A 15,935-nucleotide genomic window follows, 5' to 3' on the forward strand; every position below is an offset into this window, starting at 1 on the left:
CCCTCCCTTTCATCTTTCTGTAACTATCATAATAGATTTTTTCGTGTAAAAATATAGTATTATTTGCACACAATACCATTAGCTGCACTAGTTCTATTTTGGCAATTGCAATCTAACGTGTGTCAGAGTTAACTGTCACTTCCTACTATCCGTTAAAAACTATAAATCCCCGCAAAAGTAACATTGTACTCGCGGGGATGCATTATTTTTCTAATACCGTATAAAGTTCGTGTAACTTTTTTATCTCATAGTTTGGCAGGATATCACTTGTATTTTCGATATCGTGAATATTAAACCAACACGTATCAATTCCTGCTAATAAGCCACCCTTCACATCAGAAGTTAGTGAATCCCCAACAATAAGTGCTTTTTCTTTGCTTATTCCTTCAATTCGGTCAAAAACATAATCGAAAAATGCTGGCATTGGCTTCTGATAACCTGTCTGCTCCGAGATAAAAATCCCTTTAAAGTATTTCGCTAAATCTGCATCTACCAATCGTTTATTTTGTGTGATCGTTTTACCATTTGAAACGACATATAAATTATAGTTGTCTGAAAGCTGCGCAATCAGTTCATATGCTCCATCAACGTAATGGTGCGCCTCTTGCAAATACTTTTGAAAGATCGCTTCAAAATATTCACCGTCTACTTCTAAGCCAAATTCTTTCAGCGCTATCGAAAATCTTGTATTATGTAGGACATTCTTTGTCACTTCGCCTCGTTCAAAGGCACGCCACATTGATTCATTAATTTCTTTATAGCGAGCAATCATCGTTGGTGTTGTAGCAATTTTTTCCTGTGCAAATAATCGGTCAAGTGCTGCATTTTCAGCTAAATCAAAATCTAATAATGTATCATCTACATCAAACAATAGTGTTTCATATTTACTCAACTTATTTCCTACTTTCTTCTAAACGGTCTTGCCGTCTTGCTCCTTCTATCATAACGTTTTTTGCAAAAAATAGCAGTAAAATTACTCCATATTACCTATTTACGGAATTGTTAGAAAAATCCCGCTATTAAAATCAGAAGCAATACTACCTTAGAAAGGTGACAAAAATGTTCCCCTAACCGTAAAAAAATCCTTTCAAGAATTTCATATTTGAAAATATCCTTGAATATGAGACAATAGAATGCTAGAAAGGAAGATGTACGAATTATGACGACCTTACAAAAAATTACGCCCGTCTTTGATCCATGGGAAGCCTATTTAGATGTCGAACAGCATGGACAGATGACACTATCAAATATTGAATTTACCACAACAAACCTTTGTAATATGCGCTGCGCACACTGTGCAGTTGGCTATACACTACAACATAAAGATCCCGAAGCATTATCAATGGAGCTAATCACAAAGCGCCTTGATGAAATCCCGCATTTAAAAACACTGAGCATTACTGGTGGAGAACCGATGATGAGCAAAAAATCGGTGCAAAACTATGTATTGCCGCTGTTAAAATATGCACATACACGAGGCGTACGCACACAAATCAACTCGAATCTAACAATAGAGCCTGAACGTTACTTACTTATTGCACCGTATCTGGATGTGCTTCATATTTCACATAACTGGGGCACAGTCGATGAATTTGTCGAAACAGGCTTTGCGATGATGGACCGTAAACCAACCTATGAACAACGCGCTGCACTTTTCCAACGCATGATCGATAACTCAAAAATGCTCGCGCAGCACGGTGTTATGGTATCGGCAGAAACGATGCTCAACAAAAAAACATTGCCATACTTAGATCATATCCACAACCAAATCATTCATGACATGAAATGCGCTCGACATGAAGTACATCCAATGTATCCCTCAGACTTTGCAAGTACACTGTCATCACTTTCGCTAGAAGAAACACGCGAAGCCATTCATCATCTTCTTGATGTGCGTGATGACAGTACTTGGATGTTGTTTGGTACATTACCATTCTATCCTTGTAGCTCAAACGAGGAGGATCAAAGGTTATTAAAACGTTTGCGTGAGGCGAAGAACGTTACAATGCGCAATGATCCGGATGGTCGCTCACGCTTAAACGTTAATATTTTTACAGGCGATGTCATCGTCACAGACTTTGGTGATACTCCTGCTCTTGGCAATATCGTCAACGACGAGTTACCTGCCATTTTCGACAAATGGATGGAAACGGATTTAGCAAAATCACTAAATTGCCACTGTCCAGCGGTGAAATGCTTAGGTCCAAACGTTCTAGTCAAAAATATGTATTATAAAGATGCCCCTTTCGTAAGTGGCTCAGCGATAGGATAAAGTGAAACTTCAAACTGTGGGGGGTTCACAGTTTGATAGTTGAACCAATCGGGCTTTTACGGTCAGTTGATCGCCCACCTCGTATCTTTCACTTGAGGTAGGCGGCTTACTGACCGTTACTGCGGGATAAAGTGAAACTCAATCCGTGGGGAGTTCTTCATCCCCGCGGATTGGTAGTTGAACCAATCGGGCTTTTACGGTCAGTTGATCGCCCACCTCGTATCTTTCACTTGAGGTGGGCAGCTTACTGACCGTTACTGCGGGATAAAGTGAAACTTCAATAATATTGAGTCGTTCAAGATCAAATAGGATAGAAAAAAGGAGCGTTCACTCTTTTTCTATAAAAATAGCTACCACATGCCGAAGCATTAGGTAGCTATTTTCTATAATAATTCTTTTGCCAGTAGTTTATAGCAATTTAATCGACTTTCCTGTGCATATTGATTGCAATTTAGCATCACTTCATCAAAACCATACTGTTGTTGTTCTGCTACTAAGTATTGGGCAATAGCCTTCGGTGTACCAACAAGATTTGCCTTACGATTATTAGCAATCGTCATTTTATCCATCTCAGAGAGCGGGTAATCCTTCGCCTCTTCAGGTGACATCGATTGGATAATTTGTCCCTTCATCAACTGGAGACGTGTAATATCTATTGGCTTTGCCAAATATTCGGCCTCTTCTAATGTATCCGCAACCGTAGTCGCATAGGTAACGATAACTTGTGGCTTTTCCATATAATAAGAAGGTGTAAAGGTTGACTTATACGTATCAAAAATATCTTTTGACATATTACCGGTGAAAAATTGAGCAAATGAATAACCAACACCTAGTTGTCCAGCCTGCATGGCACTTTGGCCACTTGAGCCAAGTAACCATGCCTCGGGTAACTGAATATTTGTCGGAGACGCAATCACCTGATCATATACATACTCACCTGATTTTTGCTCGTTCATGAGCATCAAAATAACATCAAGTTTGTCGTACTGCTCTGTCATACGTTGTCTACGTCCTTCTGCAAGCGCATAAATGGATGGATGGTCACCACCAGGAGCACGTCCTACACCAAAGTCAATACGATTAGGTGCTAGCGCGCTTAATGTTTTAAATACTTCGGCCAGCTTATACGGCGAATAATGCATCATCATGACGCCACCTGTACCGATGCGCAGACGTTTTGTTTTTGCAGCTAAAAACGCAGCTGTAATTTCTGGCGCCGAACTCGCAAGGGATTCACTATTATGATGCTCCGCTAGCCACATACGATGGAAACCAAGCTCTTCACCTAACAGTGCTAACTGCTCTGTTCGCTTGAAGGCGTCCTCAGCAGTATGTCCTTTAGGTACAGGAATTTGATCTAAAATACTTAATATCATCGAAAAACACCCTTTCTGTATGTAGCTCTCCTTTCTACTGTAATATAGGAACCTCTTTTTCCAAAGTAAAAGGCACTAGTGATAGGCAAGTTGCTTCATCTGCCATGTTTCATAAACCGTCACTACTAGTGTCCATCTTTGTTCTAAATCTAACACGGAGTCGTTAAACTTCATGGCAAAGAGGGTAAATTCTGTAGCCTCTTCATTCACTACAAACTGTAAAACGGCATGGCCCACTTCCCCTGAATGTGAAGTTTCCCCCGATAATTCCACAACATGTTGACCTGTTTTTGCCTCGTAATATCGCCAATAAGGCTCTATAAACGCGTAGTTAAAAGCATCTCGGACAGTTACATCCGTGTAATTAGCTAAGTAACCTTGCTTTACTGCATCAATATATACATTATCCGTTACATCTTTTTTGGTGTTATAAACATATCCAACAAGTACACCCATGAACACAACACAAACAAAAACCCTAAAATGATTTCCTAAACTCAATGTCATCACGTCCCCTTTACGCAAAAACACTATTTCCTTTATGATACATTAAAATAATTACTTAAAATAGAATATTATTGTTTTTTGCAGAATTTTTCATATTTCTTCAAAAATCGACACATACTATTTATGAGAAAAAAATCTATGATGTTCTAGTAGTTGAAAGTGAAAAATCTTACAGACTATTTACAGTCACTCTTAGTTCCGATAGTATCAGATTATTCTAATAGAAAAGAGTTGACTGTTGTGCCTTTTGATTTAGATTTAAATGTCTTATTGATTCTTATTCTTTTTGGTTTTTTAGCGGCTTTCATCGATTCTGTTGTCGGCGGTGGTGGACTGATTTCTTTACCAGCCCTTATGTTCGTCGGATTACCACCATCAGCAGCTGTGGCAACAAATAAACTAGCAGGTACGATGGGCTCCCTAACAAGTACGATTACGTTTTATCGTTCTGGTAAATTAGATATTAAATCTGTTTATAAGCTGTTCCCATTTGTCTTTTTCGGCTCGATGATTGGAGCGTGGATTGTCCATTTAATAGACCCTAGTGTCTTAAAGCCATTAATGCTTGTGATGTTAGCAGCTGTAGCCGTCTATACGATTTTCAAAAAAGACTGGGGCAGCATTTCCACTTATAAAAAACTAACACCAAAGCGCTATGCGTTTTTCATCGTTATCATTACATTAATTGGCTTTTATGATGGCTTTTTAGGTCCTGGTACGGGTTCATTTTTTCTATTTGCCTTTTTAATCGTCGGTTTTGACTTTTTAAAATCTGCTGGCAATGCTAAATTTCTAAATTTCGGGAGCAATGTTGCCGCACTTCTTATGTTTATGTACCTAGGTCAGATACATTATGCTTATGGTTTATCAATGGGCCTCGCACAAATTGCTGGTGCGATTGTTGGCTCTAAATTTGCTATTAAACGTGGTAGTGGTTACGTACGTAAACTCTTTATTGTCGTAACAATTCTATTACTACTGAAAAATACATATGACTATTTTTCGTGATCTATCAAATACAGGACGTAATTGAAAAAAGATACAATCTTACCTCGCTACGGGGTAAGTTTTTTTCATTCCATCAACTTTTTCTCCCCTTTCACACGTCTAGTAGTTGTATACAATGAAATGATAAATACGCCAAAGTTTAATTGCGTCCAGATTTTCACCAGAGCTTGCTCTGAAAAATCTGTGACAAATCTGCCGTAAGCATGAACTTGTTTCAGATGGCGCATTACTACCACTGAATCAAAAGCTTATAGTATTCATTTCAACACTCTATAAAGAGTGGAAAATTCAGCTGAATTAAGTTATAAAGGAGCTTCTTTAAACATGAAAACAAGAAATGCATTTCAACATGAAGAGGTGTTTGTCCAGTTTATTCGTGAACAGAAAGATCGTTTTTATTTGCTCGCGTATAGCTACACAAAGAATGAACAGGATGCCCTCGATGTTGTACAAGACAGTATTCAAAAAGCTATGCTTTCTCTCGACCGACTAGAAAATGTGGATTACATGAAAAGCTGGTTTTACAAAATTGTCGTTCGTACAGCAATTGATTTTTTACGCAAGCATAAACGCTTACAGGTGACGGATGATGACACAATGCAATATTTAACGCCCCCTCAAGAGGATGTCTACGAAAACGTTGACTTGGAGCATGCGTTAGAAGAGTTGCCTCAGATGTTTCGTGAAGTTGTCATTTTGCACTATTTTGAGGATTTAAAGCTCGCAGATGTTGCCAACATACTCGACATTAAGTTAAGTACAGCCAAATCGCGACTTTATAAAGCGTTAAAACTACTAAAAATACAATTGCAAGATGTGAAGGGAGAAACATCACATGGATAAAAAATTAGAAGAGTTAGAAAAACAATATAATGAAGTACCTATACCAAAGGAGCTAGATTTCATCGTGGAGAATGCATTAAAACAAGGGAAAAAAAAGAAAAAGAATCGCACACCAAAATGGTTACTTGGCTCTGCTGCTGCCGCTATGCTTTTTACAGCTGGTTTAAATGTCAGTCCTGCAATGGCACGTACCCTTTCTGACATTCCTGTTGTCGGAAGTGTTGTAAAGGTTTTAACATGGACAGAATATGAGGTAGCAGAAGACACATACGATGCCAACATTAAAGTACCTTCCATAGAAAATTTAGAAAATAAAGATCTTGCCAATACATTAAATGAAAAATACCGTTCAGAAGGTAAAGCCCTTTATAATGACTTTAAAGCAGAGGTTGGCGATTTAAAGGCAAATGGAGGCGGTCATTTAGGTGTTGATAGCGGCTATGAAATTAAAACGGATACCGAGCAGATTTTATCGATTGGTCGATATACTGTGAATACTGTCGGTTCATCTTCAACCGTTATGCATTACGACACAATTGATAAAGAAAATGAAATTTTAATCACGTTACCAATGCTCTTTAAAGATGATAGTTATATGCAGGTGATTAGTGAAAATATCAAAGAGCAAATGCGTGCAGAAAGCGCAAGTGATGAAGATAAAGTGTACTGGGTCAAAGGTGCTGGTATAGCTGATGAGGAACTTTTTGACGAATTTACGAGCATAAAAACACAACAGGAATTTTACATTAACGATAAGGGCAAACTCGTGATTTCCTTCGATAAATATGAAGTGGCTCCGGGATATATGGGCGTTGTAGAGTTTGAAATACCTACAGATGTCCTCCAAAAAGAACTTGTAAGCAATAAATATATACATTAGTAACAAGCACTAATAATATCAATACTTGATTGGAGCGCAGGCAGCGACTTCTGCGGGAATAGCATGAGCTGAAGTCATGCTCGCGAAAAGCGTCCGCCGCAGCAGCGGAAATCAACAGCTTCATATAGATACTTCTATACTTTGAGTTTATCTACAGTCTGAGGCACTATCTCAATTAATATGAGATAGTGCCTTTTTCATTACTTATAATCCTTCAACTTTTTGTCAAGGCTATATGGTATCAATATAGGTTAGAGGGTTTTCATATGAAAAACGTAGGAACTATTAGTATATTACATGTTATCTTCCTATCAATGACAGTTATTGGCTTAAAAAATCACGTTACGATTCTCCCCCCACTGTTAGATGTTGCTGGTAGGGATGGTTGGCTATCTGTGATTATTGCGGCTATCATTATATTCTTTTGGCTATTCTTATTAGTTTATATTCAAAATAAGACAAAGCAAGAACCTTTAAAAGATTGGTTAGAGCAAAAAATTGGGAAAGTTAGCTCTAGGATTATTATTTATATTATAGTGGGTTATTTAGTCATTATTACTGCCTTCACAATGGTTGAAACACTGCAATGGGTAAATACCACCTTTTTACCACAAACACCAGTTATTCTCTTGTTATTTATCTATACAATTCTCTGTATACTACTGGTTACCACAAACCTACAAACAATTGTTATTTTAAATGTTTTTGTATTATTTGGAGTTGTAGTCTTTGGATTTTTTGTGGCCTTTACAAATATGCAGGTAAAAGATTATTCATTATTGCGACCATTTTTCGAGCATGGCTTCAAACCTATTGTTAATGGCTTCATCTACCCTGCATCTGGATTTGTGGAACTGCTGATGCTTTTGTTTCTTCAGCATCAAATTAAAACTCGTATTCGTTGGTATCATTTTTCCATCATGCTTTTTATTTTGATGGGGCTGACAATCGGACCACTGATAGGAGCAATTACAGAATTCGGACCAAGTGAAGCAGCCAAGCAACGCTATCCAGCCTATGAAGAATGGGGACTTGTAACAATCGGACGCTATATCGAGCATCTAGATTTTTTCTCTATCTATCAATGGCTTACAGGCACATTTATACGCGTCGGCTTCATTTTATATATTGTTACCGATTTGTTAAATATGACTGGAGATCCTAAACGCATATGGAAATTTCTCGCTCCTCCCTTCTTCTTCCTGTGTTTACCGCTAATGATGTTGAATGAAAACATATTTTTAAAGGTTAAAGGGAATTATATATTGACATCTACTTTTATTTTCTTTTTACTTTTATCAATTTTTTTCGTCATTGTAGCATTCATATCAGATAAGTCATCTAAAAAGGTTAATCCGGATAAACAAGAAATGGAAAGCGGTGAATCATAATGCCCCAGTTAGAAAAGGCCATAGATTTATACACCTTGAAACAATTATTCCAAAAATCCGCCGATATTGAATTTCAAGAATATACATTTCACCAACATAAAGTGCAGTTCATTACGTGTCAAGCAATGATTGATCAGCAATTACTCAATGATGTGATTATTCAACGTGTTCAACACTTTTTTGACAATTTAGCTGATACATCCATTGCAGAAAACATATTTTCTCAATTACACATTCCGCACTTCAAACAAGTAACTGACAAAGCAGAGGCCATTACTCTTGTATACACCGGAAATCTACTGCTGTATTTTGAAGACGAGGGACTTTTATACGCAAGTAATATCGCCAAAAAACCAAATCGAAATCCCGAAGAGACAAGGTTAGAAGTACTTATTAAAGGGCCGAGGGATAACTTTATTGAAGACATCTCCGTTAATATCGCTCTATTACGGAAACGGCTCCCTACTAATTCTTTATGTGTCGAAAAAATGGATTTGGGAGAACGTTCGAAGACAACAGTGGCTATTCTTTATTTTGATGATATTGTTGATTTTGAAATTTTACATGGCATCAAAAGGCAATTAGCTGCCGTAGACACAGATATTGTATTTAGTGGAGATTTATTGATGGAACGGATTAATAAAGACTCAAAATTATTCCCCAAATTCGATTATACTGGTAGACCCGATTATGCAATTCAGGCTCTTGTCAGAGGACGTTTCTTAATATTCGTAGACGGTGTAGCCTATGTCATGATTACACCTGTTAATTTATTTTTACTTTTAAAATCCGCTGAAGATAATGAGTATCCCGTTATTTTCAGCTCACTTGAACGGTTATTACGAATCGTTGGTATTTTAATTGGTTTGCTTTTACCGGCATTTTGGCTTGCTTTAACGACTTTCCACCAAAATCAGTTACCATTGCAGCTATTAGCAACTATCGTACAAGCAAAAACAGGCCTGCCCCTCCCTTCGTCTCTTGAAATGCTACTGATGCTACTGATGTTTGAACTGTTTCGCGAAGCAGGCTTACGACTCCCCTCTGTTATTGGTGGTACGATAAGCGTCGTTGGTGGGTTAATTATTGGTGATGCAGCTATACGAGCAGGTGTTACGAGCCCGGAAATGGTTGTTATTATTGCTGTATCCACTATTGCATCATTTACACTTGTCAATCAATCACTTGTAACTACAATTAGTATACTACGGGTCGTTTTTATTCTTTTAAGTGCCTTTTTAGGCCTATTTGGATTTTTCATTTCTCTTTATTTTACACTTCTTTATTTATGTAACATCCGAATATTCGGTTTCCCTTACATGAATCTTGCTGGTGATTTGGATTGGGCAACCATCAAAAAATCCATTTTTAGAGTATCTCCAAAAGGCTATGCAGAGCGACCTGAGGGACTTGCCCCTCAAGATAACACTCGTACTTCTAAAGGCGAGGATAAAAAATGACAAAAAAAATCATCTTGCTTCTATTTCTTGTCGTTACATTACTTTCTGGCTGTTGGGATGTAGCCGAGCCACAAAGAATGTACTATGTTCATGGAGTCGGTATAGATTTCAAGGATGATGAATATGAAATATTTATGCAAATTATTGACTTTACAAAAATAGCTATATCTGAGCAACCGAATCCACAAGCAACATAGGCTGAAATTGGACGTGCCAAGGGTAAAACGATGGAGAGGCATTTTTTAAATTATTTCGTTCAATCGATCAAAAAGTTTTTTGGGGACATATGACTTACCTTATTCTGTCTGAGGACATTTGCTGAGACGATATATGAATAGTCGCATATAAAGAAACAAGGGGCCCTCTAGCAAGCCCCTTGTTTCTATTAATTGTTTTTTCCCCTACTTGCTATCCAAAAAATGAAAATGTAGGGCTATCGAGGAGTTATGACCTCATGTCAACAACTTCTTGCATGGTTTGTTGTCCTTGCCCTTTTCGGAACTGGATATGGTGAAGCTTAGCAAAAATGCCATTTTGAGCGACAAGTTCATCATAAGTACCATCCTCTTCAATCCCTTTCGGTGTCACAACAAGGACACGGTCAGCATTACGAATCGTAGCAAGACGATGGGCAATGACAAGTGTAGTACGATTTTCTGCAAGTTCTGCTAATGACTGCTGAATAATCATTTCCGTTTCTGTATCCAACGCTGAAGTCGCTTCATCCAAAATTAATATTGGTGGATTTTTCAAAAACATACGTGCAATCGCTAAGCGTTGTTTTTGACCGCCCGATAATTTTAAACCACGCTCACCGATTTGTGTATCATAGCCATCTGGAAGCTCCGCTATAAACGCCTCTAAATGCGCTTTTCTAGCGGCTTCTTGTATGTCTTCCTCACTTGCATCTAATCGACCATAGGCAATATTTTCACGAATAGTACCTGTAAATAAAAAGACGTCCTGCTGCACGATGCCGATTTGTGCACGCAGTGAGGCTTGTGTCATATTACGCACATCCAAGCCGTCAATTGTAATAGCACCACTGCTGACATCATAAAATCTCGGAATAAGAGAACAAATCGTCGTCTTCCCTGCTCCTGATGGTCCAACAAAGGCGATCGTTTGTCCAGCTCGGACGTTAAATGAAATATCATGTAATACCGATTTTGATGTATCGTAATTAAAATGAACATCTTTAAACGCTATATCACCACATAAATGTGTAACTGCCTTTGCTCCCTCTCGGTCTTGCACCTCGGGTTCCTGCTCCACAAGCTCACGGAAACGTCTAAAACCTGCCATACCTTTCGGGTAAAGCTCTAGTAATGCACTAATTTTGTCAATTGGCTTTATAAGCACATTTGTGTATAACACAAAACTTACAAGCTCTCCATACGATAATTTTCCATTAAAGCTCAACCATGAACCGACTACCAGGACGACCAAAGTTAATAAACGTGTCATCATGTAAATACTCGAGTGTGTCCCCGACATAATTTTATAGGCATATAATTTTGCCGAGCGGAAAAGTCCATTTTGTTCTTTAAAGCGCTCCATTTCAAAAGCTTCATTTGTAAATGATTTCACAACCCGTGCTCCAGATACACTATCTTCCACACGTCCATTGACATCGGCAATCTTTCCGTACATTGTTTTCCATGCTTTGTTCATTTTCACATTACTAAATGTGACAAGCCAAGTTAAAAATGGCACCATGACTGCAGCGATTAACGCAAGTGTAGGATTCACATTGAACATAATAGCGAAAGCTCCAATAAACGTCATGACTGCAATAAATAAATCTTCGGGTCCATGGTGGGCAAACTCACCAATATCAAATAAATCATTCGTAATACGACTCATAATATGACCCGTTTTTGTATTATCAAAGAAACGGAATGATTGACGCTGCACATGATTAAACAATTCTTGCCGCATGTCTGTTTCAATATTAATCCCAAGTTTATGCCCTAGGTAGTTGACGATAAAGTTTAGTACTGTGCTCAGTGCATAAACGAGCAATAACAATATACTCACGTTGACAATCATACCCCAATCCCCTGTTGGCAGTAGCCCGTCAATAAACCATTGAACAGCTAAAGGAAAGGCAAGCTCTAAAATCGCTACAATTATGGCACTTGAAAAATCGATGACAAATAATCGTTTATGTGGTTTGTAATATGAGAAAAATTTTTTATACATGTATGACTCCCCTCTAAGTTGTTAAAAATTTCACTTATCATTTAATAGTACCATTTGTTAGAACTGTTCGGAAAAATAATTTTCAATTTATTGCTATATTTCCTTTTGCTTTTTACCGCACACATGATATAATTCTATGTAAGAGAATTGAATAGCTTTTGACAATTTTGTCAAGGGGGAGTAGCTAGCAGATGTGAGCGATACATCTGGTTTCACATTCGTCATTACATGGCAACTGCCATCGGGTGTGATAGCAAAACCATCTACGCTGTTGTGTAGATGGTTTCTGTACCGACAGCGGTAGCAACAAGTACAAAGATGTTTGTCTATAGAGACAGATGTCATTTGTATCAAAAGCATCGCAAAAGGTACGAAATATTTATCTGGAAAAATGCCAGATAATTGCTTAGCAAGACCTTTGCCTATTTTTTAGGCATGGGTCTTTTTCTTTTGCCTAAAAAATAAAAAATTGGTAGAAAGCAATATATTCTATTCTTTTCCAATCATAAAGGAGGAAACATATTTGGAAGCAATAATATTAGAATACGCATGGGTACTTGTCGTATTAATCGTTCTTGAGGGCTTGTTAGCTGCAGATAATGCGGTCGTAATGGCAGTCATGGTGAAGCATTTGCCTAAACCACAACAACAAAAGGCATTATTATATGGTTTAGTCGGAGCATTTGTTTTCCGATTTGCTGCATTATTCCTAATCACAGTACTTGTTAACTTTTGGCAAATTCAAGCAATCGGAGCCGCTTACTTATTATTCATGTCAATAAAGCATATTTATGATTCTCGGAAAGCCTCTCAGGAAACCGAAGAAATTAAGGAGCCGAAAAAACAATCTGGCTTCTGGATGACTGTTGTAAAAGTTGAACTTGCTGATATTGCCTTCGCTGTCGATTCCATTCTAGCAGCAGTTGCGATTGCGGTCACACTACCACATTTAGGTGACTTTGATATTGGTGGCATTAATGCTGGACAATTTGGCGTCATGTTCTTAGGTGGTATTATCGGCGTAATTATGATGCGATTTGCTGCACGTTGGTTCGTTCGTGTCCTTGATAAATTCCCATCACTTGAAACAGCAGCCTTCTTAATCGTTGGCTGGGTTGGTGTGAAGCTAGCTGTTCTTACATTAGCACATGAAAAACTAGGTGTAATCCCTCATGAATTTCCTCACTCTACAGTCTGGAAGGTCACTTTCTGGGTTGTACTAGTTGGTATTGCATTAGGTGGCTACTTAGTAGGTGTGAAAAACCAAAAGAAAAATGCATAATCGTACTTAAAAAATTCGCCCCGACAAATCGTCTGGGCGAATTTTTTTCATGAAGCAATCTATATGTAGCCAAAAATACAAACTTTAAGAATCTTTTATTCATGTCACTCGTATACATACTATAAAGTTATTTCACAAAAGAAAGGACCTTATAAATGGCGTATGCTAAAGGTAATCAAAACTTAAATAAAATATTAAAACATTTTACCTTCATGTGGATATTGACCGTAGTAGGAATGTTGGTGGCAACTCAGTTACCCCCTTCAATTGTGATGCCATTATCCCTAATTTGCATTATCCTACTTATCATTACATGCTTTGTTAAAAGCTTAAAGCTCACTCATTCCATCATGTACACGATCCCCTTTTTAATGGGTATTTTACTATTTTGGACAACTCAATTTTACATTGGTGAGCTAGGACAACAATTCGTTTTACTTGTTTTCGGAGCAACCGTTGTCATCTTCATAGCACTGGCACTCATCGGCATCATGATGAATAAAGATATTTCAAATTGGGGAAGCTACATATTCACTGTGCTAATTGTCGTACTTGTATTTTCTGTTATTTTTATGTTCGTACCTGTCAGTAATATGGTAGGACTAATTATCGCTGCTATAACTGTACTACTCTTCAGTATCTATACGGTGTATGACTTTAACCAAATTCGACATAATCATGTGTCAGATGAGGCAGTCATTGGCATGGCATTAAATCTCTATCTGGATTTTATTAATTTATTTACCAATCTCTTAGAGGTTATTTGGCGCTTAAAAAATGACTTTGACTAAATATTCTAATTGAGAACCAATATCAATTGTTTTTTGCAGCGATTACTGTGAAAAACAAATTTTTTTGTACGAAAGCCCATATTCAATTATACTAGAAGAGTAAGTAGAAGGTATTTACTACTAAGGGAGGAAAACTTTTATGTTATCTGAAAAACTACACAAAGCACTGAATGATCAAATGAACTTTGAATTTTACTCTGCACATGCCTATCTGGCAATGGCAGCATACTGTACGGATGAGGCCTATGACGGTTTTGCCAATTTCTTTTTAGTACAGGCTGAAGAAGAACGCTTCCATGCCATGAAATTTTATAATTTTTTAAGTGATATGGGCTACCGTGCAACTATCTATGGTTTTGAAAGTCCAGATAATAACTTTGATTCTCTTTTAAATACTTTTAAATCTGCCCTGAATCATGAAAAAGAGGTCACTCGTCGTATTTACAACCTATCTGATATTGCATTAGACGAGCGCGAACATGCAACAATGGCATTTTTAAGATGGTTTATTGACGAACAAGTAGAAGAAGAATCTACTTTTGATACATTAATTCATAAAATTGAACGTATCGAAAACGATTCAAATGCAATTTTCATGCTCGACGGCGAATTAGCAGCACGTACATTTACACCTACAAACGAAGCCTAGCGCATAACACGTCAATATTAAAAAGATAGATAGTCATTTCCAACCTAAAAAGGCTTACCGTATGCGATTTTGCTTATGGTAAGCCTTTTAAATTTGTAGCCATATTGTCATGACCGTATTCAATATTTATTTTAAAGATACTACAATTTTTGCCTCACCATAAATAATTTTCGAACTGCTAAAAGTAAATGCGCACTGGATTGACCGCTGCTATCATAGCCAATGTATAGGTGGAATATGTGAGCTTATTTACATTCGAGCCTGCGTGACTACTTGTATTCGGGTAAAAAGTTTTTCCGTTTATATCTACAGCTTCATAATAACTTAGGGTAGTAGGAAACTCTACTTCTATTGTATTATGAGACATTACTTGAATTGCCAATACTTTAAATGGTGGTGCTGTATGTACTTTTTTCTTCATGAAATCTACTTCGATATACTCTTTGCCAATGACACATTTATCTATTAATTTCGTTCAATTTTTTTATTAAGATTTCTGTTGCTTTTATTTTCAATTGTCTTTATTCAACGTACAATACGTACAGAAGGAGTGAATTTTATGCTTGTACGTGATCAATTATTTGCCTTACAAGATAGAGGCTATCAAAAATTTTCAAGTGCATTGATACCCACTATTGATGCTAACACGATTATTGGTGTTCGAATACCATTACTACGAAAGTTAGCCAAAGAAATTGCCAAAGAGAACCATTACAATTTTTACAAACAGCGGAAAGCGTTTATTTTGAAGAGTTATTGCTCCAAGGGCTGGTCATAGGCTCTATAAAGCAAGCACCACAAGAAAAGCTACCACTGATCGCACAGTTTATCCCTAAAATCGATAACTGGTCGGTTTGTGATAGCTTTTGCTCAGGGTTAAAATTTACAAAGACGAACCAAGCCCTTGTCTGGGATTTTTTACAGCCTTATTGTCAATCAACAAACGCCTATGACGTCCGCTTTGCTGTCGTTATATTACTTAATTATTATGTCGATGAACAGTATATTCAAAAAACATTACAGTTACTAGACGACATATCCCATGAAGACTATTACGTGAAAATGGCCCTTGCTTGGGCAGTGTCCATCTGCTATATTAAAATGCCCAAGCAGACGATGCCCTACTTAAAAAACAATCACCTTGATTTATTTACTTACAATAAGGCATTGCAAAAGATTACGGAGTCACTACGTATTGACGCCGATACTAAGCAAATAATTCGCGCTATGCGTCGTAAATAATGAAATAAAGATGTTGTCAGAAATCCTCT

Annotated in this window: 15 protein-coding genes and 1 pseudogene; 11 read left to right on the forward strand and 5 right to left on the reverse strand. The window is 37.4% G+C overall.

Annotated features, from left to right (window positions below; translation table 11 throughout):
* Positions 1-202 precede the first annotated feature (202 nt).
* Positions 203-892, reverse strand: coding sequence for a YjjG family noncanonical pyrimidine nucleotidase (locus H131_RS12860; RefSeq protein ID WP_010859591.1), 690 nt, complete (start codon positions 890-892; stop codon positions 203-205).
* A gap of 267 nt (positions 893-1,159) precedes the next feature.
* Here H131_RS12860 and yfkAB point away from each other — a divergent pair, with 267 nt between their 5' ends.
* On the forward strand, positions 1,160-2,272 hold the full coding sequence (gene yfkAB, locus H131_RS12865; RefSeq protein WP_010859592.1) for a radical SAM/CxCxxxxC motif protein YfkAB: 1,113 nt from the start codon (positions 1,160-1,162) through the stop codon (positions 2,270-2,272).
* A 383-nt stretch (positions 2,273-2,655) separates the two neighbouring features.
* Here yfkAB and H131_RS12870 read toward each other — a convergent pair whose 3' ends face one another.
* Entirely contained in the window at positions 2,656-3,648 is a 993-nt protein-coding gene (locus tag H131_RS12870) for an LLM class flavin-dependent oxidoreductase (protein WP_010859593.1), read from the reverse strand.
* A gap of 75 nt (positions 3,649-3,723) precedes the next feature.
* A complete protein-coding gene (locus H131_RS12875) occupies positions 3,724-4,155 on the reverse strand; it encodes a hypothetical protein (protein ID WP_230491850.1) in 432 nt (143 codons plus the stop codon).
* Positions 4,156-4,395: 240 nt separating this feature from the next.
* Between H131_RS12875 and H131_RS12880 the strand changes: the two genes are divergently transcribed.
* The 6 genes from H131_RS12880 (at position 4,396) to H131_RS12905 (ending at position 9,934) form a co-directional block, all read left to right on the forward strand.
* Complete coding sequence (locus tag H131_RS12880) at positions 4,396-5,163, forward strand: TSUP family transporter (protein ID WP_010859595.1); 768 nt, start codon at positions 4,396-4,398, stop codon at positions 5,161-5,163.
* Between the two features lie 324 nt (positions 5,164-5,487).
* On the forward strand, positions 5,488-6,006 hold the full coding sequence (locus H131_RS12885; protein WP_010859596.1) for an RNA polymerase sigma factor: 519 nt from the start codon (positions 5,488-5,490) through the stop codon (positions 6,004-6,006).
* A complete protein-coding gene (rsiV, locus tag H131_RS12890) occupies positions 5,999-6,886 on the forward strand; it encodes an anti-sigma-V factor RsiV (RefSeq protein WP_010859597.1) in 888 nt (295 codons plus the stop codon). The genes H131_RS12885 and rsiV overlap by 8 nt, the downstream gene beginning before the upstream one ends.
* A 266-nt stretch (positions 6,887-7,152) precedes the next feature.
* On the forward strand, positions 7,153-8,277 hold the full coding sequence (locus tag H131_RS12895) for an endospore germination permease (protein WP_010859598.1): 1,125 nt from the start codon (positions 7,153-7,155) through the stop codon (positions 8,275-8,277).
* Positions 8,277-9,737, forward strand: a complete 1,461-nt coding sequence (locus tag H131_RS12900) for a spore germination protein (protein WP_010859599.1) — start codon at positions 8,277-8,279, stop codon at positions 9,735-9,737. The genes H131_RS12895 and H131_RS12900 overlap by 1 nt, the downstream gene beginning before the upstream one ends.
* Positions 9,734-9,934, forward strand: coding sequence for a germination protein (locus tag H131_RS12905; protein WP_010859600.1), 201 nt, complete (start codon positions 9,734-9,736; stop codon positions 9,932-9,934). The genes H131_RS12900 and H131_RS12905 overlap by 4 nt, the downstream gene beginning before the upstream one ends.
* Before the next feature lie 247 nt (positions 9,935-10,181).
* Here H131_RS12905 and H131_RS12910 read toward each other — a convergent pair whose 3' ends face one another.
* On the reverse strand, positions 10,182-11,942 hold the full coding sequence (locus H131_RS12910; protein ID WP_010859601.1) for an ABC transporter ATP-binding protein: 1,761 nt from the start codon (positions 11,940-11,942) through the stop codon (positions 10,182-10,184).
* Positions 11,943-12,465: 523 nt separating this feature from the next.
* Here H131_RS12910 and H131_RS12915 point away from each other — a divergent pair.
* From H131_RS12915 to H131_RS12925, 3 genes are all read left to right on the forward strand, one after another.
* On the forward strand, positions 12,466-13,224 hold the full coding sequence (locus H131_RS12915; RefSeq protein WP_010859602.1) for a TerC family protein: 759 nt from the start codon (positions 12,466-12,468) through the stop codon (positions 13,222-13,224).
* A gap of 155 nt (positions 13,225-13,379) precedes the next feature.
* The gene (locus H131_RS12920) at positions 13,380-14,015 is read left to right on the forward strand and encodes a Bax inhibitor-1/YccA family protein (protein ID WP_010859603.1); all 636 of its coding nucleotides are present in this window, start codon (positions 13,380-13,382) and stop codon (positions 14,013-14,015) included.
* 139 nt (positions 14,016-14,154) lie between these two features.
* Positions 14,155-14,664, forward strand: coding sequence for a ferritin (locus tag H131_RS12925; protein WP_010859604.1), 510 nt, complete (start codon positions 14,155-14,157; stop codon positions 14,662-14,664).
* Positions 14,665-14,842: 178 nt separating this feature from the next.
* Here H131_RS12925 and H131_RS12930 read toward each other — a convergent pair whose 3' ends face one another.
* Positions 14,843-15,085 carry a hypothetical protein gene (locus tag H131_RS12930; RefSeq protein ID WP_010859605.1) on the reverse strand — a complete coding sequence of 81 codons (243 nt, stop codon included), beginning with the start codon at positions 15,083-15,085 and terminating at the stop codon, positions 14,843-14,845.
* A gap of 138 nt (positions 15,086-15,223) precedes the next feature.
* Between H131_RS12930 and H131_RS12935 the strand changes: the two are divergent.
* Positions 15,224-15,906, forward strand: a pseudogene (locus tag H131_RS12935) (DNA alkylation repair protein).
* Positions 15,907-15,935 lie beyond the last annotated feature (29 nt).

Origin of the sequence: Lysinibacillus sphaericus OT4b.31 (genome assembly GCF_000392615.1) — a bacterium.
GTDB lineage: Bacteria > Bacillota > Bacilli > Bacillales_A > Planococcaceae > Lysinibacillus > Lysinibacillus sphaericus_B.